The organism is Streptococcus marimammalium DSM 18627, assembly GCF_000380045.1.
GTDB lineage: Bacteria > Bacillota > Bacilli > Lactobacillales > Streptococcaceae > Streptococcus > Streptococcus marimammalium.
Genome location: NZ_KB904361.1, coordinates 20,431 through 42,972, shown reverse-complemented (window position 1 = coordinate 42,972; position 22,542 = coordinate 20,431). Strand labels below are relative to the sequence as shown.

The window sequence follows — 22,542 nt, the reverse complement described above, 5'->3', positions numbered from 1 at the left end:
GAAGGAGATTTTATATGGCACGTAGTAAAATAACATGGGAAGAAGTTAGTCAATATGAACAAATGGAACCTAATGGTAAAATTTGGCGTCATAATGGACTTTATTATTTGGTTAATGAAGAAGGAATTGCAGCCGAACGAGTGGTTTATGAACTACCAGAAGATCTTTATCGTTTATATGAAAAAGGGGAAAGAACTTTACTTGATCTTAGTTTCAAAGTTAAGACAGGCAATTGGCCACCAACAGAGGAAGAATATAAAGAGATGAATAAAAGGATAGTGAGACAAGATCCAGCACCACTAATTACTAGCTCTGAACTTCGAATGTTATTTACTCAGAAAGAACTAGAGGAACTAATCCCTATTGCAGAAAAAGAATGGATTAAAGAAGAAGGCAAATTACCAGATGATTACGTCTCACCTTTAAAAAATAAAACAAAAGAAGATTAAACAACAGGCTCACATTTTGTGAGCTTGTTTTTGTGATACGAACACTTCTTTGTTATTGTGATATAATAGACAAGAAAAAAGATTAATAGAATTTGACTAAAGACTATATTCAAGCACACAAAGAGCATTTTAAAAATGGTGCAGCAAGATTCCAAAAGTATAAATATGATCCAAATCGCTACAATGGTAGGACATCATAATCAAGGATTGTACCGTATGATTGAATATTCTAAAGAAGAAAAACTGTTTACAGTTAGTTTATTAAATTCAGAAATATATAGAAAAATATGTGGTTGCATCTCGATAGGTTCTAAGATGAAAGAGATGAAACTTGCTGATTTTGCAGAACTGAAATTTTTGAATTTCCCTGAAAATGTTAGAAAGAAAATAATAGAAGAATACTATAAAGAAAGTAATTTAAAAGACAAAGAAATTGTTACTCTGACGAATTATGTTGAAAAATCTAAACTTAGAAATTCTGAACTCGGGATAATTCAAAATTCTTTTGAATTAGTCTATTTGAGAAAGCAACTAGAAGATATTATTGATAAAATTATTAATGATCAAGAAATAGATGTAGAAAGCTATTTATAAATTTTAGATATTAAGCGATTAGAAATAAAAGATCTAGTCGCTTTTTATTTGTTTAAAATTTAAAAGGAGTGCCAAGAATGAAGAAAGAAAAAACCGATACCCAAGAAAACCTAACAGAGCAGCAACATGCCCTAGAAACAAGCATTGCGAAATGGTTTGTCAGTGATTATGAAGACGTTAAAGAAATAGAATTTACCGGTTGGGGGTATTCTTCTGAAACAGGTTCTTGGGGAACGATTGTTATTATTAACAAGGATAATAGAATAAGTCTTTCAGCAGAAAGTTTGACAGGCTTAGAAAAAATTGATGGTTTAACTTATCATCCCGAAGAATTTAAATTGGAGAAAAAGCCAGAGATTGAAAATCTTCCTCCTATAAGATATAGGTTAGAAAGTATTCAAAAAACGTCATTGAATGGTATTGCAATTAATTATTCTAAGGATTATAAAGGAGAATGAAATGGGGATACCAGATAGTAGTTACAAAATCATTTCAAAAGAGGTTTATAATACTGAGCCTGATAAAGCTGTTTCTAATAATAAAAATCAACTTATTACTGGTGACCCTATAGTTGATGTTCTTACTAAAAAACAATACCAAGTTATCGCNGTTCAAGACAACAACAATGATGTTGACCCCTCTAATGACAATGGGATGCAAGCTATGGCTGTCGCACCAGTAGAAAATGGCGAGGTGGACACAACACAAATTGTCATTGCCTATGCAGGGACTAATAGTGTTGATTTTTTTGATTATCCAGCAATAATTAATAGGGGTCCAATTAATGTGATGTCTGTCTAAGTTTTTTTAATGATAAATTCCGTATTTTTAACCATATTCTGATATAATGGTGACAATAATAATGTTTGATAAAATTCTTCTGTTTAAATGAAGCAAAGATGATCTGATTGTATTTAGAAACAACTAAATAGAATGAGATAATGTTTGCTTCTTGGATGATAATTCCAAAGACATCATAGAAAAGCAATAAAATTGCAGAAAGATGAGGTAGTCAGATGTTTCGGAAAAAAATATTTTTAGCAATAATACTTAGCAGTCTCGTTTTAATAGGAGGAATGACATTAATGTTTAGTTTAAATCAGGAAAAAGTCGACACCCAAGAAAACCTAACAGAGCAACAACATGCCCTAGAGACAAGTATTGCTAAATATCTTGTCAGCGACTATGAAGATGTTGAAGAGCTTGAATTTACAGGCTGGGGTCATTCGACAGAAACAGGTTCATGGGGAACAATTGTTATTATTAACAAAGAAGATAAAATAGGTTTTTCGTTTGATGGTTTATCTGATTTAAAAGATATGAGTGGTATCGTTACTGATGATAATACTTTCAAATTGGTTGAAAAGACGTATACTGATAACATTCCTCAATATCCAATTAGTGGAAGAATAAATCAGATAGAGAAAACTTCATTAGAGGGAGTAAAAGTTACTTATTCTAATGACAATAAAGGCGATTAATATGAGTATACCAGATAGTAGTTATAAAGAATTAGCTAAGCAAGTATATAATTCTGAACCAAGTAAAGCTAAATCAAACAATGAAGATATTATTGATATTTCTAAGAAAATAAGAGATCCTAAAACTGGTAAACAATACCAAGTTTTCGCTGTTCAAGACAACAACAATGATGCTGATTCTACTAATGACAATGGGATGCAAGCCATGGCTGTCGCACCAGTGTTTCAATGAATCAAAAATAATCTGATTGTATTTATTAAAAACTAAATAGGATGAGATGATGTTTGGTTCTTAGATGACAGTTAAAAACATATCATAGGAAAAGCAATAACATTACAGAAAGATGAGGTAGTCAAATGTTTCGGAAAAAAACGTTTTTAGCAATAATACTTAGCGGACTTGTTTTAATAGGAGGAATGACATTAATGTTTAGTTTAAATCAGGAAAAAGTCGACACCCAAGAAAATCTAACAGAACAACAACATGCCCTAGAAACAAGCATAGTAAAATTATTGGTTAGTGAGTATGAAGGCGTGGAAGAAGTCTCGTTTAATGGTTGGGGATATTCTCCAGAAACAGGTTCATGGGGGACAATAGCAACAATTAATAAGGATAATATAATGGATTTTTCATTTGACGGTCTTTCTGGGATTGAGGAGCTTACTGATACTGGTTACTACCCAGAAACTTTTAAATTAGAAGAAAAACCGGGCTTAGAAGATCTTCCAGGTGTTAGATTTCGAGTAGAAGAAATTGAACAAACTTCTATTGAAGGAATAAAGATTATTTATTCAAAAAATCAAAAAGGGGATTGATATGGGGATTTCAGATAGTAGCTACCAAGTGTTGGCAAAGCAAGTTTACAATACTGAACCAGAGAAAGCAAAGGCAAATAATAAAGAAGTTGTATATCCAAATAAAATTTTAACAGATAAAGTTACCCTAAAGAAATACCAAGTTCTCGCTGTTCAAGACAACAACAATGATGCTGACCCCACTAATGACAATGGGATGCAAGCCATGGCTGTTGCACCAGTAGTAAATGGCGAGGTGGACACAACACAAATTGTCATTGCCTATGCAGGGACTAATAGTACAGATGGTTTAGATTATCCTGTAACAGATAATAGGTTTTCAATTGATGTGATGTCTGTCTAAGCTTTTTAATTAAGACTGTTCGTATTTTTAACCATTTTTTGATATCATGATGACAATAATAATGTTTGATAAAATTCTTCTGTTTNAATGAAGCAAAGATGATCTGATTGTATTTAGAAACAACTAAATAGAATGAGATAATGTTTGCTTCTTGGATGATAATTCCAAAGTCATCATAGAAAAGCAATAAAATTGCAGAAAGATGAGGTAGTCATATGTTTCGAAAAAAAACATTTTTAGCAATAATACTTAGCAGTCTCGTTTTAATAGGAGGAATGACATTAATGTTTAGTTTAAATCAAGAAAAAGTCGATACCCAAGAAAACTTAACAGAGCAGCAACATGCCCTAGAGACAAGTATAGTCAAATTAATTGTTACTGAGTATGAAGATGTTGAAGAAGTCTCATTTAATTCTTGGGGACACTCTCCTGAGACAGGTTCATGGACAACAGTAGCAATTATTAATGGTACTAATCAGATGAGTTTTTCATTTGATGGTCTTTCAGGTCTAGAGAATATTACTAGTAGTAGGTATAACCCTGATACCTTTAAGTTGGAAGAAAGGCCTGGAATTGAAGACCTTCCTGGCACTCGATTTCAAGCAGATGAAATTGAAAAAACTTCTATTGAAGGTATAAAAATTATTTATTCAAATAATCAAAAAGGGGATTGATATTGGAATATCAGATAGTAGCTATCAAGAATTGGCAAAACAAGTTTATAATACTGAAGCTAGTAAAGCATTATTAAACAATGATAAGGTAGTTAAAGAAAACGATTTAATATATGATACTGTAACTAATCAACCATACCAAGTCATCTCCGTTCAAGACAACAACAATGATGCTGACCCCTCTAATGACAATGGGATGCAAGCCATGGCTGTCGCACCAATAGTCAATGGCGAGGTGGACACATCACAAATTATCATTGCTTTTGCAGGGACTAATAGTGTTGATTTTTTTGATTATCCAGCAATAATTAATAGGGGNCCAATTAATGTGATGTCTGTCTAAGTTTTTTTAATGATAAATTCCGTATTTTTAACCATATTCTGATATAATGGTGACAATAATAATGTTTGATAAAATTCTTCTGTTTAAATGAAGCAAAAATAATCTGATTGTATTTAGAAACAACTAAATAGGATGAGATAATGTTTGCTTCTTGGATGATAATTTCAAAGACATCATAGAAAAGCAATAAAATTGCAGAAAGATGAGGTAGTCAAATGTTTCGGAAAAAAACGTTTTTAGCAATAATACTTAGCAGTCTCGTTTTAATAGGAGGAATCACATTAATGTTTAGTTTAAATCAAGAAAAAACTGATACCCAAGAAAACCTAGCAGAACAGCAACATGCCCTAGAGACAAGTATTGCTAAATATCTTGTCAGCGACTATGAAGGTGTTGAAGAGATTGAATTTACAAAATGGGGTCATTCAAAAGAAACCGGATCATGGAATATAATAGTTCTTATCAATAAAAGTAATGATATCAGTTTATCTTTTGATGGTCTTTCTGGTTTAGAAGATTTTTCAGGTGCTGTTTATTCTCCAGAGACATTTAAGCTAATAAAAAAACCGGAAGTGGAAAATCTTCCAGGTGCTAGCTTTAGAGTAGATGATATTGAAAAAATATCTCTTATAAATATTAAAATTACTTATTCAAAAGATTATAATGGGAATTATAAAGAGGATTATAATGGGAATACCAGATAGTAGTTACAAGAAGTTTGCTCAAGAGGTTTATAATGTAGAACCAAGTAAAGCTAAAGAAAATGATGATAAACTAATTAAAGAAAATATTTTAATACTTGATGAGAAAACACAAAAACAATACCAAGTTATCGCTGTTCAAGACAACAACAATGATGCTGACCCCTCTAATGACAATGGGATGCAAGCCATGGCTGTTGCACCATTAGAAAATGGTGAGGTGGACACATCAAAAATTATCATCGTCTATGCAGGGACTAATACTGCTGATGCTCGTGATCTCGGTACTGATTTTCAAAACATACTTATAAACCAAAAGCATGGCTTAATAACTGATATCAAACCTGTGTTTCCTTCAATGATTAATGACCATTCAGAAAATTCGGTTGTACTTCCAAATCTTTTAACACCAACTCTCTCAATTACAGGTACTGAATCTCAACTGATTTCTGCACAAAATTTTTATTTCCAGATAAAAAAAGATTTTCCGGATTCCAGTTATAGCTTTACTGGGCATTCTTTAGGAGGATTTACAGCACTTTTTGTAGCAGCGGAAACCCATTGGCCAGCTACTGTTTTTAATGCCCCTAATCCTGGAGGAATATTGTCAAATCAAGCAACTAAATGGGTCAAAGAGAATCAAGAATTGTACAATAGTTTTCGACTTAACAACGATTTATTCGGTAATTATGGTGCCTATTTTGGCCATGACAAACTAGAAATTTCAAAAAGAATTAATAGTCCCAATGCGTTCAATGATATCCTTAAGAACCACGATATTGATGCTTTCCGTTTCAATAGTAAAGGGCAAATGGTTGATGAAAATGGTAAAGTGATTGGTACACAATACTTAGATAGTCAATTTTATGGTAACCTTATTTCTTCTAAAGAGAAAATGAAGCATTTTAAAACCTTAAAGAAGCGTTGGCAAGAAAGTGGTGGTCGTTTATCAGGAGCAGAGAAGTTGTTTTTAGATGCAGCTCAGGGCCAAATATTAGCGTCATCAATGGCAAAAACAGCTCGCGCCGGTTCTGCTCAGGTCTCTGATTATAGAACTACTGCTAATGAAGCAGTACAAAGTGTTTGGGATGCTATTGATTTTAACTCTTATACTGAATTAACCTATTATGAAGTTAAAAATCATTTTGCTAATCAAGGGGTGACATATGACAAATTCGTTGGTTCTTTTCAATCTTATACTAATGCAGCGGCATTAAAAATAGAAAAGTTAGCTAAAGATTTTGAAACACTAGACACTGAAATTCAGACAGTCATTGACAGCAAGGTGGCACTGGATGATAAACTCGCAGGAGAATTTAAAGCATGGCAAGAAAAACTATAGATATTAGTGACATTCGTCAAAAAGAAATAGCATTAGAAGCTGAAGAAACAACCTATTACACACAAAAGAAAAGATATCAAGAAAAAGAAGAAAATCTTGAATACAGAAGATTTATACTTCATCAAATGGTTCAAGAAGAAAAAGAAAAGATGACCCAAACCTTAAACCGTTTATCTATACCACTAAGTGAAGCTATTGATTTTTTTAATAAAATGGAACACCTCTTGTCAGAATCAGACAGTCAATTTAAAAGACAATACCATCAGTTAGAAGAAGAAAGAGAACTGGCAAAGAGAAAGTTCCAACAGTCAAAAAATCAAATGGAAATTGAGCTTAAAACATTAAGAAAGGAGTATGCCAATGATAATGAATGATTACTATTCCTTTGACTTCGACGAATATGAGTTAGTTTTAAAACAAATTCGTCGAGATGTAGAAATAGCTCGTATTGTAACAGAATCTCGTTTGGCTAAGCAGAGTAGAAAAAAAGAAAAAGAAAACTTTAAAACGAACACTGAAAATAGTTCAAATACGACTAAAAATAATATTGAAGCCATCAAAGGCCAACTAGATACAGCCATTAAAGGTGAGGTTAGGAATAAATTAGAGACACTCCTATCTGAAAAATTAAAAAAATATGATAGCATCATTTAATAAAAGAAACGTTTTATGACGACAAAGAAAAACGCTAGACTAGCGTTTTTTTGTTATTTTAGATAGATAGTTACAAACACTATAAGACAAAGGCACCTTGTCTCCATCAATCCTCGTTCAATTTTGAGTGTTGAGCAATATAGTTTAGTTTTTCTTGCCGAGTTTTTTGTTTGAAGTAGCTTTCAGCACTCATAGCTTCACTTTTTGAGGCGAATTCTTCTTGATAGATAAGTTTAACCGGCAAGCGTTGTTTAGTGTATTTTGCGCCTTTACCGGCATTATGAGTGGCTAAGCGTTTTTTTACATCTGTGGTATATCCTGTATAAAGCGTTCCGTCAGAACATTTTAGTACGTAGATAAAAGCTTTTGTTTTATTGACCATAGTATATCTCAAAAATTTCTTTGGTATAGTCACCATTGTCTTTGTGAACAATTAGAGGTGGTAGGATTTTTAACCCCTCAATTGACCCATCCTTAATGGCTTCAATTAAGAGCATATTGGCTTCTTTTCCTGCTTTTGGGTGAACAAACTGAACACGCTTTGGCGCCAAGTTATATGTCTTCAAGGTTTCAAGAATTTCTAAAAAACGGTCGGGTCGATGAACCATAGCTAAGCGACCGTTACTTTTTAAGGCGTGACGACTCACCTCACAAATCTCAGCCAGATTGGTTGTGATTTCATGTCTTGCCAGTAAATAATGTTCGCTCAGATTCTTTTTAGACGTGTTGCTTGCCTTAAAATAAGGGGGATTGCATAAGATAAGATCCACCTGAGATCTAGGCACATAGTTTAAAAGATTTTTCAAATCATCATTAATCATTGTCACTTGCTCTTCCAAGTCGTTTAACAAAATTGAGCGTTGAGCCATTTCAGCCAAACGTTCTTGAAGCTCGATTTCAACAATTTTGGCGCGTGTTTTTGTGGAGGCAAATAAGCCTACAGCCCCATTGCCACTACACAAATCAACAATTAAGCCACGACTGGGAAATTTTGGGAAACGAGCTAGCAAAACACTATCAATCGAATAGCTAAAAACGTCTTTGTTTTGAATGATTTTGACATCTGTTGAAAATAATTGATCGATGCGTTCCATTTCTTTTAGATTTACTGATTTCATGTTATAATTATAGCATAAAATTTAAGGAGAGTTTAACGTGTTTTATACTTACCTACGTGGCTTAGTTGTTTTTTTGTTATGGATTGTTAATGGTAATGCTCATTACCACAACCAAGACAAGATTATTGACCAAAAAGAAAACTATATTTTTGTCGCCCCTCATAGAACATGGTGGGATCCCGTTTATATGGCTTTTGCCGCTCGTCCAAAACAGTTCATTTTTATGGCAAAAAAAGAACTCTTTGAAAATCGTTTGATTAGTTGGTGGATTAGAATGTGTGGTGCCTTTCCAGTTGACCGTGAAAATCCTGGTCAAAAAGCCATTCGTTACCCGATTAAAATGTTGAAAAACAGTCAACGTTCGCTCATGATGTTTCCGAGTGGGAGCCGTCATTCAACTGAGATTAAAGGTGGAGTGGCAGCCATTGCCAAAATGGCCAAGGTAAGAATCATGCCAGCTGTTTATCAAGGACCAATGCATTTTAAAGATTTGCTTAAAGGAGATCGCATCGATGTTAATTTTGGGAATCCGATTGATGTGTCAGACATCAAACGTTTAGATGACGAAGGGTTAAAAGAAGTTGCTAGTCGTATTCAAAATGAGTTTGATCGCTTAGACGAAGAAACTAGACCACTTCACAACAATAAGAGAATTAATCCCCTAACTTATCTTTTTAGAGTTCCTTTTGCTTTGATTGCTTTGGTTATTGTGATTTGCACTTTTTTATTTAGCTTGATTGGTAGTTTCGTTTGGGACCCAGAAAAACATTTCAAATAAAGCTTTTCCTTATCGGGAAAGTTTTTTTATTTACGAATAATGAGGTAAGAGGTGATGTATGGAATCAATGATTGAAAAATTCAAAGAAAATAAAATAGTGGCAATTTTAGTAGCTATTATTGTGGTTTTAGCACTCAGTGTGATTATCCCTATGATGATGCCTGAAAAAGAAACGACACAAGCCGAATTTCTTGAAACACCCGTGACACAAGAGACAACCACAACTGAAGTCAGTGGCTCAGAAAATCCTCCTCAAGAAGTGACCATCGATTTAAAAGGTGCAGTCCTTAAAGAAGGTGTCTATCAAATGCCTAGTGGTAGTCGTATCAATGATTTAATCAATAAAGCAGGTGGTTTTTTAGAAACTGCTGATAAAAAATCAATCAATCTTGCTGAAAAATTGATAGATGAGCAAGTAGTTTATGTTGCTAGTCAGGGTGAAAATATCAGTGTTATCACACCAGAAACTAAGTCAAAAGAAAATGGGAAAGTTAACCTTAATACGGCTAGTTTGGAGGAGTTAAAAAGTCTTTCAGGTATAGGTCAAAAAAGAGCGCAAGATATCCTTGATTACCGAGAAGCAAACGGCACTTTTAGTTCTCTTGATGACTTAAAAAATGTCAGTGGAATTGGTGAAAAAATGATTAATCAATTAAAAGAAGTGGTGAGTTTTGATTAAGTGGTTTCCTCTTAAGCCAATATATTTGGCTTTTTTAATAGTTTTACTCTATTTTAACGTTTTTTTCTTTTCCTACCTTCTTTTGGCATGGTTTTTACTAAGCCTTTTTTGTCTAGTCAAACAGTATTCTAGAAAAACGATTTTTAAAACAGGGCTTTTCTTAAGCCTCTTCTTTTGTTTTTTTCTATTTATTAAACAACAAAGTGAGTTTCAGTCAAAAGAAGCACTAAGACAAGTAACAGAAGTTCAGATGATTACTGATAGCCTTGTTATTAATGGTGATCAACTGAGTTTCAAAGGTCGTTTTAATGGTCAGACCTATCAAGTTTTCTACCAGTTGAAAAGTCAAAAAGAGAAAAGCTTTTTTGCTAAGAATAGTCAACCTCTTCTATTATCGGTAGATGGAGAGACGCAAAAAGCCACTCCTCAACGTAATTTTAAAGGATTTAACTACCAACACTATTTAAAGACTCAAGGCATCTATCAAACTGTTTATATCAAAGAGTTAAAAGCAATTAAAACGGTTCAAGCAAGAAATCCTTTGGAGTATCTTGCAATGTTGAGGCGACGCGCTATTGTTATGATTCAAACTAACTTTCCTGCTCCTATGAAACACTATATGACGGGGCTTTTGTTTGGTTATCTGGACAAGGAATTTGCCGAAATGACTAGTTTATACAGCAGTCTGGGGATTATTCATTTGTTTGCCTTATCAGGTATGCAGGTTGGTTTTTTCCTTGGCTATTTTAGAAAATTTTTCCTCAGACTAGGCATTTGTCAGGAACACTTGCTCGTCCTACAAACTGTTTTCTCCTTTATCTACGCTGGGTTAACAGGTTTTTCAGTTTCAGTCATTCGTAGCCTAATTCAAGCCCTACTATCAAAATGGCAAGTTAAAGGACTAGATAATTTTGCGTTCACATTCATGGTTTGTATTATTTTGATGCCCTTTTTTTTACAAACCACTGGTGGAGTCCTTAGTTTTTCCTTTGCATTTATTATTAGTGCAATTAATGTTGAAAGCAAAAGTCCTTTACGGCAGAGAGTCTTTAAAAGTTTAAGTATTTCACTAGGAATTCTTCCTCTTTTAATCTGGTTTTTTTCTGGTTTTCAACCTTTTTCGATTATCCTAACAGCTTGTTTTGCCCTTTTATTTGATGTATTTTTACTGCCCCTCTTATCAATTGCTTTTTTAGTGCAACCAGTGTTGCCGCTCGTTTTTTTCAATCCATTTTTTATCTTGTTAGAAAGGATGATTACAGCACTTAGTCAAATCTTAGGACAGCCCTTGATTTTTGGAAGTCCAAACTTGATACAGTTACTCCTATTAATTCTTGGATTGGTTCTTTTATATGACTATCGGCACCAGAAAAAAGTAGTTGTCTGGATCGTTTTGGGGCTATCTCTTGTTTTTATTAACATCAAACACCCTTTTGAAAATGAGGTAACTGTGGTTGATATTGGTCAAGGAGATAGTCTTTTTATCAGAGATATGACAGGAAAAACAATGTTGATAGATGTGGGTGGTAAACTTGATTTTTTACCTAAAGAAACATGGCAGAAAAAATACAGTGTGTCAAATGCTGAAAGGACTCTGCTTCCCTATCTGAAAAGTAGAGGAGTTAGTAGAATTGATCAGCTCGTTTTGACCCATACCGACACAGACCATATTGGCGATATGGAGATAATTGCCAACGATTTTACGATTGGAGAAGTTCTGGTCAGTGAGGGAAGTCTGACAAATCAACACTTTCTCAATCGCTTGAAAGCTATGGATGCCAATGTTCGTGTTATAAAAGCAGGAGATACGTTACCAATCATGAACAGTCAGCTCCAAGTTCTATATCCTTATCAGCTTGGTGATGGCAAAAACAATGATTCCATCGTATTATACGGTAAATTATTGAACAAAAGTTTTCTATTCACTGGTGATTTGGAAAGAGAAGGCGAAGAAGACCTCCTAAAACACTATCCTGATTTAAAAGTTGATATCTTAAAAGCAGGACATCATGGCAGTTCAGGCAGTTCTACGCCAGCTTTTTTAAAAGCTCTTTCACCCTCAGTAGCACTCATCTCAGCAGGAGCCAACAATCGTTATCACCACCCAAATCAAGAAACTCTGGAGCGCTTTCAAGAAGAAAACATTAGTGTGCTGAGAACAGATACTAATGGTGCCATTCGTTTTAAAGGGATTAACCAATGGACCGTTGAAACAGTCAGATGAGGATTTTAAAGTTTAAAAGTTTGGTGATTCTATTGTTATTTAACAAAAAATTCATTTTTCACTGTTTCAAAAAAAAGTTGGGTTACCCCAACTTTTTGTTATAACTCGCTCCTTACTTTCCGACGGTTTCTAATCTTTTTGCCGATTAAGCTAAATTGCCTAATGTCCATATTTATTGATAAACCAAAGATGAGGTTTATTGTCCAGATAAAAGATAGCAAAACAAGCACAGGAATGACACAAGTGGTGACGATGAAAACAGCAACGGCATCAATCATATTGCTAAGGCTGTTTTCCATGTTATTGATGATTTTAGTTGTCTGACCCTTAAAAGTATCCACTATACCAGAAAACCAATCACTGTCCTTTCCTTTTTCCAATTCTTTGTCAATTTTTTCATTTTCTTTCTGAGTTTGTTCGATGGTTTGTTGAATGGACGCTTGAAAAGTTGTTTCAATATGATTTGAGATAGCTACACTGGTTGGAACAATACCAAAAAGTAAGAGTCCAAATAAAGCTAGTTTATAGGTTAACTCTAAGAAAACCTTTTTACGTGTGAAGAGATAAATAATCAAGCCTAAACAGGCAACTGGTAGAAAGAATTTAAAAGAAACCATCCCTGCAATTGCAATCAAATACTTTTGTAACCAGATGGCTCCAATAACCACGAGTAGATAGTCGCTAACGTCAGCCAAGTTTTCAGCTAGCGGCATACCAACATCACCTGGAATCAGTGTGATAGCAGTAGAGGCAGCTGTTGATGTTGCGGCTAAGAGCATGACTTTTTCTTTTTTCTCATCTAAAGCAGCAATGGTGTTTTGATTGAGTTCTTGTATCTGATGCGCTGAGCTAACCTTGGTAAAGAATAAAACAGCTAAGAGTAACAAGAGAGCAGAAATGATAATTGTTTTTTTGTCCTTGATAATTTCCATGAGGAATCTCCTTTATAATGATATGTTTATTATAAAATAAAGTCTGACTTAAGAAAAGCCTTTCTTAAACCTTATTCTATTAAGGGACTTGTAAAAATTGTGATTTTAAATTTTAAAAATGATAAAGAAAGATAACGATATCTATAAGAAATACATAGAAAAAATTGATGAATTATGCTATATTAAAATTAAAATAAGACCATTAAGGAGTTTACCATGCAAAGAAAGAATATGATAGTTATTGTTTTTTTGATTTTATTTAGCTTATTTTTTGTAGCTTGTTCAAGTCAAAATTCTGTAGAATTAAAAGACACTCTTAAAGAAGAAACAACTCTTAAGCAAAAAACACATATAACTTTTGGAGATGAGATACAATTTACAACTGATGAAAAATGGCAAAAGGATCTTTCTGATGGCCCTTTTGATTTACAACTAATCTACGATACAACCTATATGGGTGTTATGGTTTACCATTTAAGTGATTTTTCTGAAAATTTGAATAGTGCTGACAAACTTTTAAATTTTCATATTGACGATATTAAGTCAAAAAGAAGCAATGTTGAAGAAGTTGAACCGTTGAGCACAACAAAGAAAGATGGTCAAAATAATATTTCTCAGATTATTTATAGTGGTGTAAAAGATGAGACTAAATTTATTTATTTTTTTAATGCCATAACATTTGATGATAATCCAGATATTGTTGCTATCGTTTTATTCACTACACATCCTTCAGATTTTGAAAAACAAAGACTAGAATTAAACACTATTTTATCTAGTGCTCAGTTGATAGAGCCTTAAAATGTGTTTGATAATACTTTTATTTAAAGCCTGTCATAAGCAGCTAATGTTTTTCCTGAATTTGTCCATATTAATGAAATAATAATAAATTAAAAATATTGAAAAATTATTGTTACTATTAATGTTATCAATAAATAAAAATATTTATTTTTATTTACAATCGTTAAATTATCTTATTTTTGATATAATGGAAACATGATAGATATAGAAAAAATTGCAAAAATAACAAAAAATAATCTTGGATTAATTACTGTGCTAACAGGAGATGACCAAGGACAATATGCTCAAATGAAACAACTTTTGTTTGATCAACTAGATTATCAGGCTAATGATTTAGGTATTTCTTATTTTGATATATCAACTGCTAACTATCAGGATGCACAAATGGAACTAGAGAGTTTGCCTTTTTTTGCTGAAGAGAAAATTGTTATTTTTGATTATTTTAGTGACCTCACAACGTCAAAAAAATCTTATCTAGACACAAAAGCTTTTAAACAATTTGAAAACTATCTTGAGCATCCTATTGAAGCCACTAAATTAATTATTTTGGCGCCTGGTAAGCTAGATAGTAAAAGGCGCGTGGTCAAACTTTTAAAAAGAGATGCTACCATTTTTGAAGCAACTTTTTTAAAAGAAAGAGAATTCAAGACCTATTTTCAAAAATATGCCCACCAACTTGGTTTAATTTTTGAGGCAGGTGTTTTTGAAGAGTTAGTGATGACATCAAATTTACAATTTGATGATATGATGAAAAATTTGCTATTTTTACAATATTATCAATCTAGTGGTCATATTAGCCATGCAGATATCATTGATGCTTTACCTAAAACATTAAAAGATAATATTTTTGATTTAACACAGTTTATTCTTAGAAAAGAGATTGACAAAGCAAGACTTCTTGTTCATGATTTAATTCTTAAAGGTGAGGATGAAGTCAAATTGATTGCCATTATGATTAGTCAATTAAGAACAATGCTTCAAGTTAAATTATTGTTTCAAGAAGGTTATGATGAAAGTCAAATTATTGAGGAATTATCATTTTACTTAGGTCGTCGTGTGAATCCTTATCAGATAAGATTTGCTCTTAGAGATTCAAGAGTTTTATCGATTACTTTTTTAAAGAAAACTCTTTACTATCTAATTGATACGGATTATCAAATAAAATCTGGTAAATACGAAAAAGATTATCTTTTTGATTTAGTGCTCCTAAAGATAGCAAGTCTTGATAAGCAGAATAGTTGATATCGCTCTTTATTTAAGGTATGATTAAGATAACTTTAAGAAAGAAGGAGATGAAAATGACAATTCTATTACCAGAATTACCTTATGCGTATGATGCTCTTGAACCGCATATTGATGTGGAAACAATGACTATCCATCATGATAAACATCATGCTGCGTATGTTGCTAATGCTAATGCCGCATTAGAAAAACATCCTGAGATTGGTGAAGATTTAGAAAGTTTACTAAGTGATGTCAATTCTATTCCAGAAGATATTCGCCAAGCTTTGATAAATAATGGTGGTGGACATATTAATCACACACTATTTTGGGAATTAATGACACCAGAAAAAACAGAAATGTCTACATCACTTAAAGAAGACATTGAAAAGACATTTGGTTCATTAGAAGCTTTTAAAGAAGAATTTTCAAAAGCAGCTGCTACACGCTTTGGTTCAGGCTGGGCTTGGTTAGTTGTTAACAAAGAAGGAAAATTAGAAATTACCTCAACAGCAAATCAAGATAACCCAATTTCAAATGGTCTTAAACCAATTTTAGGACTAGATGTTTGGGAACATGCCTATTACTTAAATTATCGCAATGTTCGTCCAAACTATATTAAGGCTTTCTTTGAAGTGATTAACTGGAACAAGGTTAACGAACTTTATGAAGCTGCTAAAGCATAAGTCAATAAAAAAGATACCCATAGGATATCAAGAAGTATACACCCCAATTGTTAGGCCAATACGCTAACTATTGAGGTGCTTTTTTAGTTTATTTGATAAACATAGCATCACCAAAACTAAAGAAACGATAGTGTTCTTCTATGGCATGCTTATAAGCAGAAATCACAAATTCTCTACCAGCAAAAGCAGAAACGAGCATGACTAGAGTTGATTTTGGTAGGTGAAAATTAGTTGAAAAGGCATCAACAATTTTAAACTTATAACCAGGCTTAATGAAGATATTGGTCCAACCAGAGTCAGCCTTTAAGTGACCATTAAATTTGTTACCAATGGTTTCAAGTGTCCGAATAGATGTTGTTCCAACAGCAACAACACGATGACCAGATGCTTTAACCTCATTTAGTGTCTGTGCAGCTTCTTTAGAAAAATAGTAGAATTCTGAATGCATGTCATGTTCTTCAATGTTATCAACAACAACAGGTCTAAAGGTTCCTAGTCCAACATGAAGAGTAAGATAAACTAATTTGACACCTTTTTTTTCAATTTTATCTAAAAGTTCTTTAGTGAAATGTAAGCCAGCAGTAGGGGCAGCCGCTGAGCCATTTTCTTTAGCATAAACTGTTTGGTAGCGTTCTTTATCTTTTAATTTTTCATGAATGTAAGGTGGTAGAGGCATTTCACCAAGGCTTTCTAAAACCTCAAGAAAAATACCTTTATAAGAAAATTCAACAATTTTACCACCATGCAGCAATTCTTTTGTAACAGTGGCTTTTAAACGACCATCACCAAAACTAATAGTAGTACCAATCTTTAATCGTTTTGATGGTTTAGCAAGAACTTCCCAAAAATCCCCTTTTTTATTTTGTAAAAGCAGGAGTTCAACATGCCCCTTTGTTTCTTCTTTTTGTCCATATAATCTAGCTGGAAGGACACGTGTATTGTTCATTACAAGAGCATCACCAGGATTAAGTTCATTAATGATATGATCAAAATGGCTATCGACAAAAGTTTTTGCATCTTTGTCAATAATAAGTAGCCTTGATGCATCTCTTTTTTCGAGTGGTGTTTGTGCAATTAGTTTCTCAGGTAAGTCAAAATCAAAATCCTTAGTGTTCAACATATTTCTCCTTTAGTAAAATATCTCTTTCATTATAACACTTTTTAATGGAAATATTGACAAAAATTGGTATATACCATATAATGGGGTTAAAAATTAATCCATACCAAAAGGAGTTTATCATGAAAGTTATTAAAGTGAAAGATCAACTAGAAGGGGCACAAATTGCTTTTGATATTTTAAAAGAAAAAATAGAAAATGGTGCCAAAACACTTGGTTTAGCAACTGGAAGTACACCAATTGAGCTTTATCGCAAAATGGTTGCCAGTGATTTAGATTTTAAAGATATGTATAGTGTTAACCTTGATGAATATGTGGGCTTATCTAAAGAAAATCCTCAATCATATTATCAATTTATGAAAGAACATCTTTTTGATACAAAACCATTTAAGGAAAGCTTCTTACCTGATGGTATGACAAATGACATTGAGTCACATACCAAAGAATATGATGCAATTCTTGAAAAATATCCGGTTGATCTTCAAATATTAGGAATTGGAAACAATGGGCATATTGGATTTAATGAGCCTGGGACAGCATTAAACTCAAAAACACATTTGGTAGATTTACAAGATAAGACTATCCAAGCAAATTCACGATTTTTTGAAAAAGAATCTGATGTTCCAAGACAAGCTATTTCTATGGGAATTGCTTCTATTTTGAAAGCAGAAACAATTATTTTGATGGCATATGGAAAAGCAAAAGCCGATGCAATCGCTAAAACAGTTAATGGGCCAGTTACCAAAGAGGTTCCAGCAAGTGTTCTTCAAAATCATCAAGATGCTTATGTCATCGTTGATGAAGATGCTGCAAGCTTATTATAAAATTTCAGGGTGAGTCAATTAGGCTCACTTTTTTCGAATAATAAGGTAAAGAAGTTAAAGGGGATGTATGCTTACAGCTAAAGATAAAGACGATAACAAAATTAATTTGATTACAATGACAGACAAAGATAAACAGACACTTATCAAAAAAAAATTTACTTGTTGTGCTTGCAATCAATCTGTAAGGTTAAGATTTGGTAAGATATATCAAGCTCATTTTGCCCATGTCAGTTTAAAAGATTGTTTATTTGCCTCTGAAAATGAAGGAGATGAGCATCTTGGATTAAAATCTGAGTTATATCTTGCTTTGTCAAAAAAACATGATGTGTCTATTGAAACTGTTTTACCTAAACTTAATCAAATAGCTGATTTATTAATTAATCAGTCGTTAGCAATAGAAATTCAATGCAGTTCTTTGTCACAAAAAAGACTTAAAGAAAGAACAAAAAATTATCAAAATAATCATTATACAGTTCTTTGGTTACTGGGAAATAAACTTTGGTTAGGAGATAGGATTACTACTCTTCAAAAACAATTAATCTATTTTTCAAAAAATATAGGGTTCTATCTTTATGAAATTGATTTTAAAAAAAGATGTTTGAGATTAAAATATCTTATTCATGAAGATTTGAAAGGGAAAATTCACTATCTAGAAAAAAGTTGTTCTTTTGATGAAGATCTTTTAGTTTTTTTAAGGTTCCCCTATTTAAAACAAAAAATGAATTATTTTCAGGTTAAAATGTCTGAGGATATTGTGTTTTATATTCAAAAACAACTTTACTATAAATCACAAAAATGGATGAAGAAGCAAGAATCAGCTTATCAAAATGGTAAAAATATTCTTTTAAATAAACAAGATGATTTTTACCCCCAAGTTAATCCTTTGAAATCTGAAATTGGCTTTGCTCAAATAACTGCAAATCTAGCTAGTTATTATCAAAATTTTGAAAGCTACTATCAAAAAGTTGAAAATAAAAAACGACAAATTTTATACCCACCAAAATTTTATGATACAATAAGACAAAAGTAAAAAAGGAGAATCAAATGTCTAATAATAGAAAACATATCGCTGAAGAATTTACATGGGATTTAACAACCATTTTTGCCACCGATGATTTGTGGGAAAAAGAACTGACATTAATATCAAATGAGTTAGATGTAGCTAAACAATATGAGGGTCATTTACTTGACTCAAGCAAACAATTGTTAATCATTACTGAAGCACAATTAGACCTCATGCGTCGCATTGAGAAGGTTTATGTTTATGCTTCAATGAAAAATGATCAAGATACTACTGTTGCAAAATACCAAGAATTTCAAGCTAAAGCAGCTTCTGTTTTTGCCAAATTCAATGAAACTTTTGCCTTTTATGAACCTGAATTTATGAGTTTAGACACGACTGATTATGAACTTTTTTTAACTGAAGAAGAAAAACTAAATGACTATGCTCATTATTTTGATAAATTATTGAAACAAAGAGATCATATTCTATCACAAGTAGAAGAAGAGTTACTTGCTGCAAGTAGTGAAATTTTTGAGTCTCCAGCAGAAACCTTTGCTATATTAGATAATGCTGATATCGTTTTTCCAATGGTTAAAGACGAAGAAGGTAATGAGGTTCAACTGTCTCACGGAAACTATATAAGCTTAGTAGAGTCAAAAAATAGAGACGTTAGAAAATCTGTTTACAAAGCACTCTATAGTGTCTATAAACAATATCAACATACTTATGCAAAGACACTTCAAACCAATGTTAAGGTTCATAATCTAAACGCAAAGCTTAGAAAATATAAAACAGCCAGGGCTGCTGCTTTAGCACAAAACCATATTCCTGAAACTGTTTTTGATACTCTGGTTAAGGCAGTCCATAAGCATTTACCATTACTTCATCGTTATATCAAACTTCGTAAAGAAATCCTAGGTTTAGAGGATTTAAAGATGTATGATCTTTACACACCGCTTTCAAAAACTGATATGAGTATTACTTATGAAGATGCTTTGAAAAAATCAGAAGAGGTCTTAGCGATTTTAGGAAAAGACTACTCAGAACGTGTTAAGAAAGCCTTTAGTGAACGTTGGATTGATGTCTATGAAAACAAAGGCAAACGCTCTGGTGCTTATTCAGGAGGCTCTTATGATACCAATGCCTTCATGTTACTTAACTGGCAAGACAATCTCGATAATCTCTATACCTTGGTTCATGAAACTGGACACAGTCTTCATTCTGTATTTACGCGTGAAAACCAACCTTATGTTTATGGAGATTACAGTATTTTCCTTGCCGAAATTGCTTCAACTACCAATGAAAATATTTTGACAGAAAAATTATTAGAAGAAGTGACGGATGACCACACACGTTTTGCTATTTTAAATCATTATTTGGATGGTTTTAGAGGAACTGTTTATAGACAAACACAATTTGCAGAATTTGAAGAAGCTATTCATAGAGCTGATCAAGATGGTATGGTCTTAACCAGTGAATTTTTGAATCACTTATATGCTGATTTAAACGAAAAATATTATGGTCTTTCTAAAGAAGATAATCCAGAAATTCAATATGAATGGGCTAGAATTCCTCATTTTTACTATAATTTTTATGTCTATCAATATGCGACAGGTTTTGCAGCAGCAAGTTACCTCGCAAATAAAATTGTTCATGGAACCGAAACTGATAAGGAAAATTACCTTAATTATCTTAAGGCAGGTAATTCTGACTATGCATTAAATGTTATCAAAAAAGCTGGTGTTGACATGACAACAACAGACTATTTGGATGAAGCCTTCAGAGTCTTTGAGGAGCGTTTGGATGCATTTGAAGAACTTGTCAAAAAAGGCATCCGTTAAAAAGAATTCCGTAAGAGATTTTTGAAAAGGAGTTAAGTCATGGATGATATTAGAACACTTCGTCTATCAGATGAAAAAGCTTTTTACACATTTAATCGCATGTTGACTAAAGACAAAGAAGCAGGAAATCCTTTTATACAAACAAGACTAATTGACGATTACTCTAGTTTTTACCAAAAAACCAAACAATTAGAAACATTATCAGATAAATCTGATTGGTCAACGATGACTTCCTATTATTACTTTCGTAATCAAAAGATTTTAGCAAAAATTTCTTGTCGTTGGGAACTAGAAAAAGGAAACTTGTCTGAAATAGGTGGGCATATTGGCTATGTTACTCTTTCTTCTTATCGAAGACAAGGGATTGTCACTAAACTATTATATTTTGCTTTTGAAAAATATAAAGAAAGGCATATTTATGATATTTTTATCACAGCCCTAGAAGATAATATTGCAAGTCGTAGAACTATTGAAAAAGTTGGAGGCAAATTGCAAGATATTATTACCTTAGGTGACGGGAAACAATTGGCTCGCTATTGGATAAGTATAGAAGGGGCTTCTAAATGATAACTTTTATTTGGGATTTAGATGGTACCTTAATCGACTCGTATGATGCTATGCTTGCTTCTTTAAAAATAACCTATAACCATTTTAACTGGAAATTTGAAAGAGAAACAATAAGGACCTTTATCTTGAAAGAATCTATTGGCAAACTCTTATTTCAAAAATCGATTGAAACTGGTCTTTCTTTTGAGGATATTAAAAAAGTGATGTCAGAAGATATTTTAAAAAGAGATGATGAACTTCGACTTATGCCAGGTGCACTATCGGTACTTGAATGGGCACGTTCACAAGGTATTAAGAATTTCATGTACACCCACAAGGGTGATAATACATTTTCTGTTTTAAAAAAATTGAGGATTTCTGATTATTTTGAAGAAGTATTGACAGGTGATTCTGGTTTCAAACGTAAACCTAATCGTGAAGGAATTGATTATCTAGTTGAAAAATACGATTTAGATAAAGCAAGTACTTACTATATTGGTGACCGAAAGCTGGATAAAGAGTTAGCCATTAATAGTGGTATTAGAAGTATTAATCTTAGTATAGAAACATCAAAAGATAATCAAAAAATTACTGAATTAGAAGAGATAAAAAGCCTATTTAAAATCAATATTGAAGAAAAAGAGTGAATAACATAAATTATGGTGAAATCATATAGTAAAAATGCAAATCATAACATGAGACGTCCCGTTATTAAAGAAGAAGTGGTCTCATTTATGAGAATGGCACAAAAAGAAAACACTGGTCATTTAAAAGAATTGGAAATTTTTGCAAGAAAAGAAAATATTCCAATTATTCAACCAGAAATCGTTTCTTATTTTAGATTTTTAATGCAAACATTAGCGCCCAAAAAAATACTTGAAGTAGGAACCGCTATTGGTTTTTCTGCTCTTCTTATGGCTGAAAATGCTCCTGATGCTAAAATCACAACAATTGATCGAAACGAAGAAATGATAGATTTTGCTAAAAGTAATTTTGCTAAATATGATACTAGAAGACAAATCACACTTTTAGAAGGTGATGCTAGTGAGCTTTTAGGGACTATTGAAGATACATTTGATTTTGTTTTTATGGATTCTGCTAAATCTAAGTATATTATTTTTTTACCAGAGATTTTAAAACGTTTAGCAGTTGGAGGTGTTATCGTTTTTGATGATATTTTTCAAGGTGGCGATATTGTAAAACCAATTGAAGAAATTCGCAGAGGGCAGCGAACAATTTATCGCGGGCTTCAAAAACTATTTAAAACAACTTTGCGTCATCAAGAGTTAACAGCAACTATTCTACCGTTAGGTGATGGTTTATTGCTCTTGAGAAAAAATTCTGATAGGATTACTATCGAAGATTAAGTTTTTTTTAA

At 32.6% G+C, this 22,542-nt stretch carries 26 protein-coding genes and 3 pseudogenes; 25 read left to right on the top strand and 4 right to left on the bottom strand.

Annotation, left to right across the window (positions count from 1 at the left end; translation table 11 throughout):
* The first annotated feature begins 14 nt into the window (after positions 1–14).
* From A3I1_RS0107265 to A3I1_RS0107200, 13 genes and pseudogenes are all read left to right on the top strand, one after another.
* Positions 15–449, top strand: a complete 435-nt coding sequence (locus A3I1_RS0107265; RefSeq protein WP_018370622.1) for a hypothetical protein — start codon at positions 15–17, stop codon at positions 447–449.
* Between the two features lie 135 nt (positions 450–584).
* Positions 585–1,043, top strand: a complete 459-nt coding sequence (locus A3I1_RS0107260) for a hypothetical protein (RefSeq protein ID WP_018370621.1) — start codon at positions 585–587, stop codon at positions 1,041–1,043.
* 77 nt (positions 1,044–1,120) lie between these two features.
* Positions 1,121–1,501 (top strand): hypothetical protein, encoded by a 381-nt coding sequence (locus A3I1_RS08175; protein WP_018370620.1) that lies wholly within the window; start codon positions 1,121–1,123, stop codon positions 1,499–1,501.
* Positions 1,502–2,128: 627 nt separating this feature from the next.
* On the top strand, positions 2,129–2,524 hold the full coding sequence (locus A3I1_RS0107245; protein WP_018370618.1) for a hypothetical protein: 396 nt from the start codon (positions 2,129–2,131) through the stop codon (positions 2,522–2,524).
* Between the two features lies 1 nt (position 2,525).
* Positions 2,526–2,747, top strand: a pseudogene (locus A3I1_RS0107240) (hypothetical protein); the annotation flags it as partial.
* Positions 2,748–2,950: 203 nt separating this feature from the next.
* Complete coding sequence (locus A3I1_RS0107235; protein ID WP_018370616.1) at positions 2,951–3,340, top strand: hypothetical protein; 390 nt, start codon at positions 2,951–2,953, stop codon at positions 3,338–3,340.
* Position 3,341: 1 nt separating this feature from the next.
* Positions 3,342–3,635, top strand: a pseudogene (locus A3I1_RS0107230) (hypothetical protein); the annotation flags it as partial.
* A 332-nt stretch (positions 3,636–3,967) separates the two neighbouring features.
* Positions 3,968–4,357, top strand: coding sequence for a hypothetical protein (locus tag A3I1_RS0107225; protein ID WP_018370614.1), 390 nt, complete (start codon positions 3,968–3,970; stop codon positions 4,355–4,357).
* Position 4,358: 1 nt separating this feature from the next.
* Positions 4,359–4,652 (top strand): annotated as a pseudogene (locus A3I1_RS0107220) (hypothetical protein); the annotation flags it as partial.
* A 332-nt stretch (positions 4,653–4,984) separates the two neighbouring features.
* Entirely contained in the window at positions 4,985–5,404 is a 420-nt protein-coding gene (locus A3I1_RS0107215; RefSeq protein ID WP_018370612.1) for a hypothetical protein, read from the top strand.
* Entirely contained in the window at positions 5,388–6,743 is a 1,356-nt protein-coding gene (locus tag A3I1_RS0107210; protein ID WP_018370611.1) for a hypothetical protein, read from the top strand. The genes A3I1_RS0107215 and A3I1_RS0107210 overlap by 17 nt, the downstream gene beginning before the upstream one ends.
* A complete protein-coding gene (locus A3I1_RS0107205; RefSeq protein ID WP_018370610.1) occupies positions 6,725–7,117 on the top strand; it encodes a hypothetical protein in 393 nt (130 codons plus the stop codon). The genes A3I1_RS0107210 and A3I1_RS0107205 overlap by 19 nt, the downstream gene beginning before the upstream one ends.
* Positions 7,104–7,397, top strand: a complete 294-nt coding sequence (locus A3I1_RS0107200) for a hypothetical protein (protein WP_018370609.1) — start codon at positions 7,104–7,106, stop codon at positions 7,395–7,397. The genes A3I1_RS0107205 and A3I1_RS0107200 overlap by 14 nt, the downstream gene beginning before the upstream one ends.
* 106 nt (positions 7,398–7,503) lie before the next feature.
* Here A3I1_RS0107200 and A3I1_RS0107195 read toward each other — a convergent pair whose 3' ends face one another.
* Positions 7,504–7,779: a GIY-YIG nuclease family protein gene (locus A3I1_RS0107195; RefSeq protein ID WP_018370608.1), complete on the bottom strand. Its 276-nt coding sequence runs from the start codon at positions 7,777–7,779 to the stop codon at positions 7,504–7,506.
* Positions 7,769–8,515 (bottom strand): tRNA1(Val) (adenine(37)-N6)-methyltransferase, encoded by a 747-nt coding sequence (locus A3I1_RS0107190; RefSeq protein ID WP_026216809.1) that lies wholly within the window; start codon positions 8,513–8,515, stop codon positions 7,769–7,771. Before A3I1_RS0107190 ends, A3I1_RS0107195 begins: the two co-directional genes overlap by 11 nt.
* A 37-nt stretch (positions 8,516–8,552) precedes the next feature.
* Between A3I1_RS0107190 and A3I1_RS0107185 the strand changes: the two genes are divergently transcribed.
* The 3 genes from A3I1_RS0107185 to A3I1_RS0107175 are packed head-to-tail and all read left to right on the top strand — an operon-like array spanning position 8,553 to position 12,196.
* On the top strand, positions 8,553–9,293 hold the full coding sequence (locus tag A3I1_RS0107185) for a lysophospholipid acyltransferase family protein (protein WP_018370606.1): 741 nt from the start codon (positions 8,553–8,555) through the stop codon (positions 9,291–9,293).
* A gap of 58 nt (positions 9,294–9,351) precedes the next feature.
* Positions 9,352–9,972 (top strand): helix-hairpin-helix domain-containing protein, encoded by a 621-nt coding sequence (locus A3I1_RS0107180; RefSeq protein WP_018370605.1) that lies wholly within the window; start codon positions 9,352–9,354, stop codon positions 9,970–9,972.
* Positions 9,965–12,196 carry a DNA internalization-related competence protein ComEC/Rec2 gene (locus tag A3I1_RS0107175; protein ID WP_018370604.1) on the top strand — a complete coding sequence of 744 codons (2,232 nt, stop codon included), beginning with the start codon at positions 9,965–9,967 and terminating at the stop codon, positions 12,194–12,196. The genes A3I1_RS0107180 and A3I1_RS0107175 overlap by 8 nt, the downstream gene beginning before the upstream one ends.
* Positions 12,197–12,294: 98 nt before the next feature.
* Here A3I1_RS0107175 and A3I1_RS0107170 read toward each other — a convergent pair whose 3' ends face one another.
* Positions 12,295–13,128, bottom strand: a complete 834-nt coding sequence (locus A3I1_RS0107170) for a hypothetical protein (protein ID WP_018370603.1) — start codon at positions 13,126–13,128, stop codon at positions 12,295–12,297.
* A gap of 216 nt (positions 13,129–13,344) precedes the next feature.
* Between A3I1_RS0107170 and A3I1_RS0107165 the strand changes: the two genes are divergently transcribed.
* From A3I1_RS0107165 to A3I1_RS0107155, 3 genes are all read left to right on the top strand, one after another.
* Positions 13,345–13,926 carry a hypothetical protein gene (locus tag A3I1_RS0107165; RefSeq protein WP_018370602.1) on the top strand — a complete coding sequence of 194 codons (582 nt, stop codon included), beginning with the start codon at positions 13,345–13,347 and terminating at the stop codon, positions 13,924–13,926.
* A gap of 195 nt (positions 13,927–14,121) precedes the next feature.
* Positions 14,122–15,168 (top strand): DNA polymerase III subunit delta, encoded by a 1,047-nt coding sequence (gene holA / locus A3I1_RS0107160; RefSeq protein ID WP_018370601.1) that lies wholly within the window; start codon positions 14,122–14,124, stop codon positions 15,166–15,168.
* Positions 15,169–15,224: 56 nt separating this feature from the next.
* Positions 15,225–15,833: a superoxide dismutase gene (locus tag A3I1_RS0107155; RefSeq protein WP_018370600.1), complete on the top strand. Its 609-nt coding sequence runs from the start codon at positions 15,225–15,227 to the stop codon at positions 15,831–15,833.
* Between the two features lie 88 nt (positions 15,834–15,921).
* Here A3I1_RS0107155 and queA read toward each other — a convergent pair whose 3' ends face one another.
* Positions 15,922–16,950 carry a tRNA preQ1(34) S-adenosylmethionine ribosyltransferase-isomerase QueA gene (gene queA, locus A3I1_RS0107150; RefSeq protein WP_026216808.1) on the bottom strand — a complete coding sequence of 343 codons (1,029 nt, stop codon included), beginning with the start codon at positions 16,948–16,950 and terminating at the stop codon, positions 15,922–15,924.
* Positions 16,951–17,072: 122 nt separating this feature from the next.
* Between queA and nagB the strand changes: the two genes are divergently transcribed.
* The 6 genes from nagB to A3I1_RS0107120 all read left to right on the top strand — a co-directional run bounded on the left by nagB (position 17,073) and on the right by A3I1_RS0107120 (position 22,531).
* Complete coding sequence (nagB, locus tag A3I1_RS0107145; protein WP_018370598.1) at positions 17,073–17,774, top strand: glucosamine-6-phosphate deaminase; 702 nt, start codon at positions 17,073–17,075, stop codon at positions 17,772–17,774.
* Between the two features lie 67 nt (positions 17,775–17,841).
* A complete protein-coding gene (locus tag A3I1_RS0107140; protein WP_018370597.1) occupies positions 17,842–18,804 on the top strand; it encodes a competence protein CoiA in 963 nt (320 codons plus the stop codon).
* 14 nt (positions 18,805–18,818) lie between these two features.
* A complete protein-coding gene (gene pepF / locus A3I1_RS0107135; protein ID WP_018370596.1) occupies positions 18,819–20,618 on the top strand; it encodes an oligoendopeptidase F in 1,800 nt (599 codons plus the stop codon).
* A 39-nt stretch (positions 20,619–20,657) separates the two neighbouring features.
* The gene (locus A3I1_RS0107130) at positions 20,658–21,185 is read left to right on the top strand and encodes a GNAT family N-acetyltransferase (RefSeq protein WP_018370595.1); all 528 of its coding nucleotides are present in this window, start codon (positions 20,658–20,660) and stop codon (positions 21,183–21,185) included.
* Positions 21,182–21,811 (top strand): HAD-IA family hydrolase, encoded by a 630-nt coding sequence (locus tag A3I1_RS0107125; RefSeq protein ID WP_018370594.1) that lies wholly within the window; start codon positions 21,182–21,184, stop codon positions 21,809–21,811. The genes A3I1_RS0107130 and A3I1_RS0107125 overlap by 4 nt, the downstream gene beginning before the upstream one ends.
* A gap of 12 nt (positions 21,812–21,823) precedes the next feature.
* Positions 21,824–22,531 (top strand): O-methyltransferase, encoded by a 708-nt coding sequence (locus A3I1_RS0107120; protein ID WP_018370593.1) that lies wholly within the window; start codon positions 21,824–21,826, stop codon positions 22,529–22,531.
* Positions 22,532–22,542: the final 11 nt, after the last annotated feature.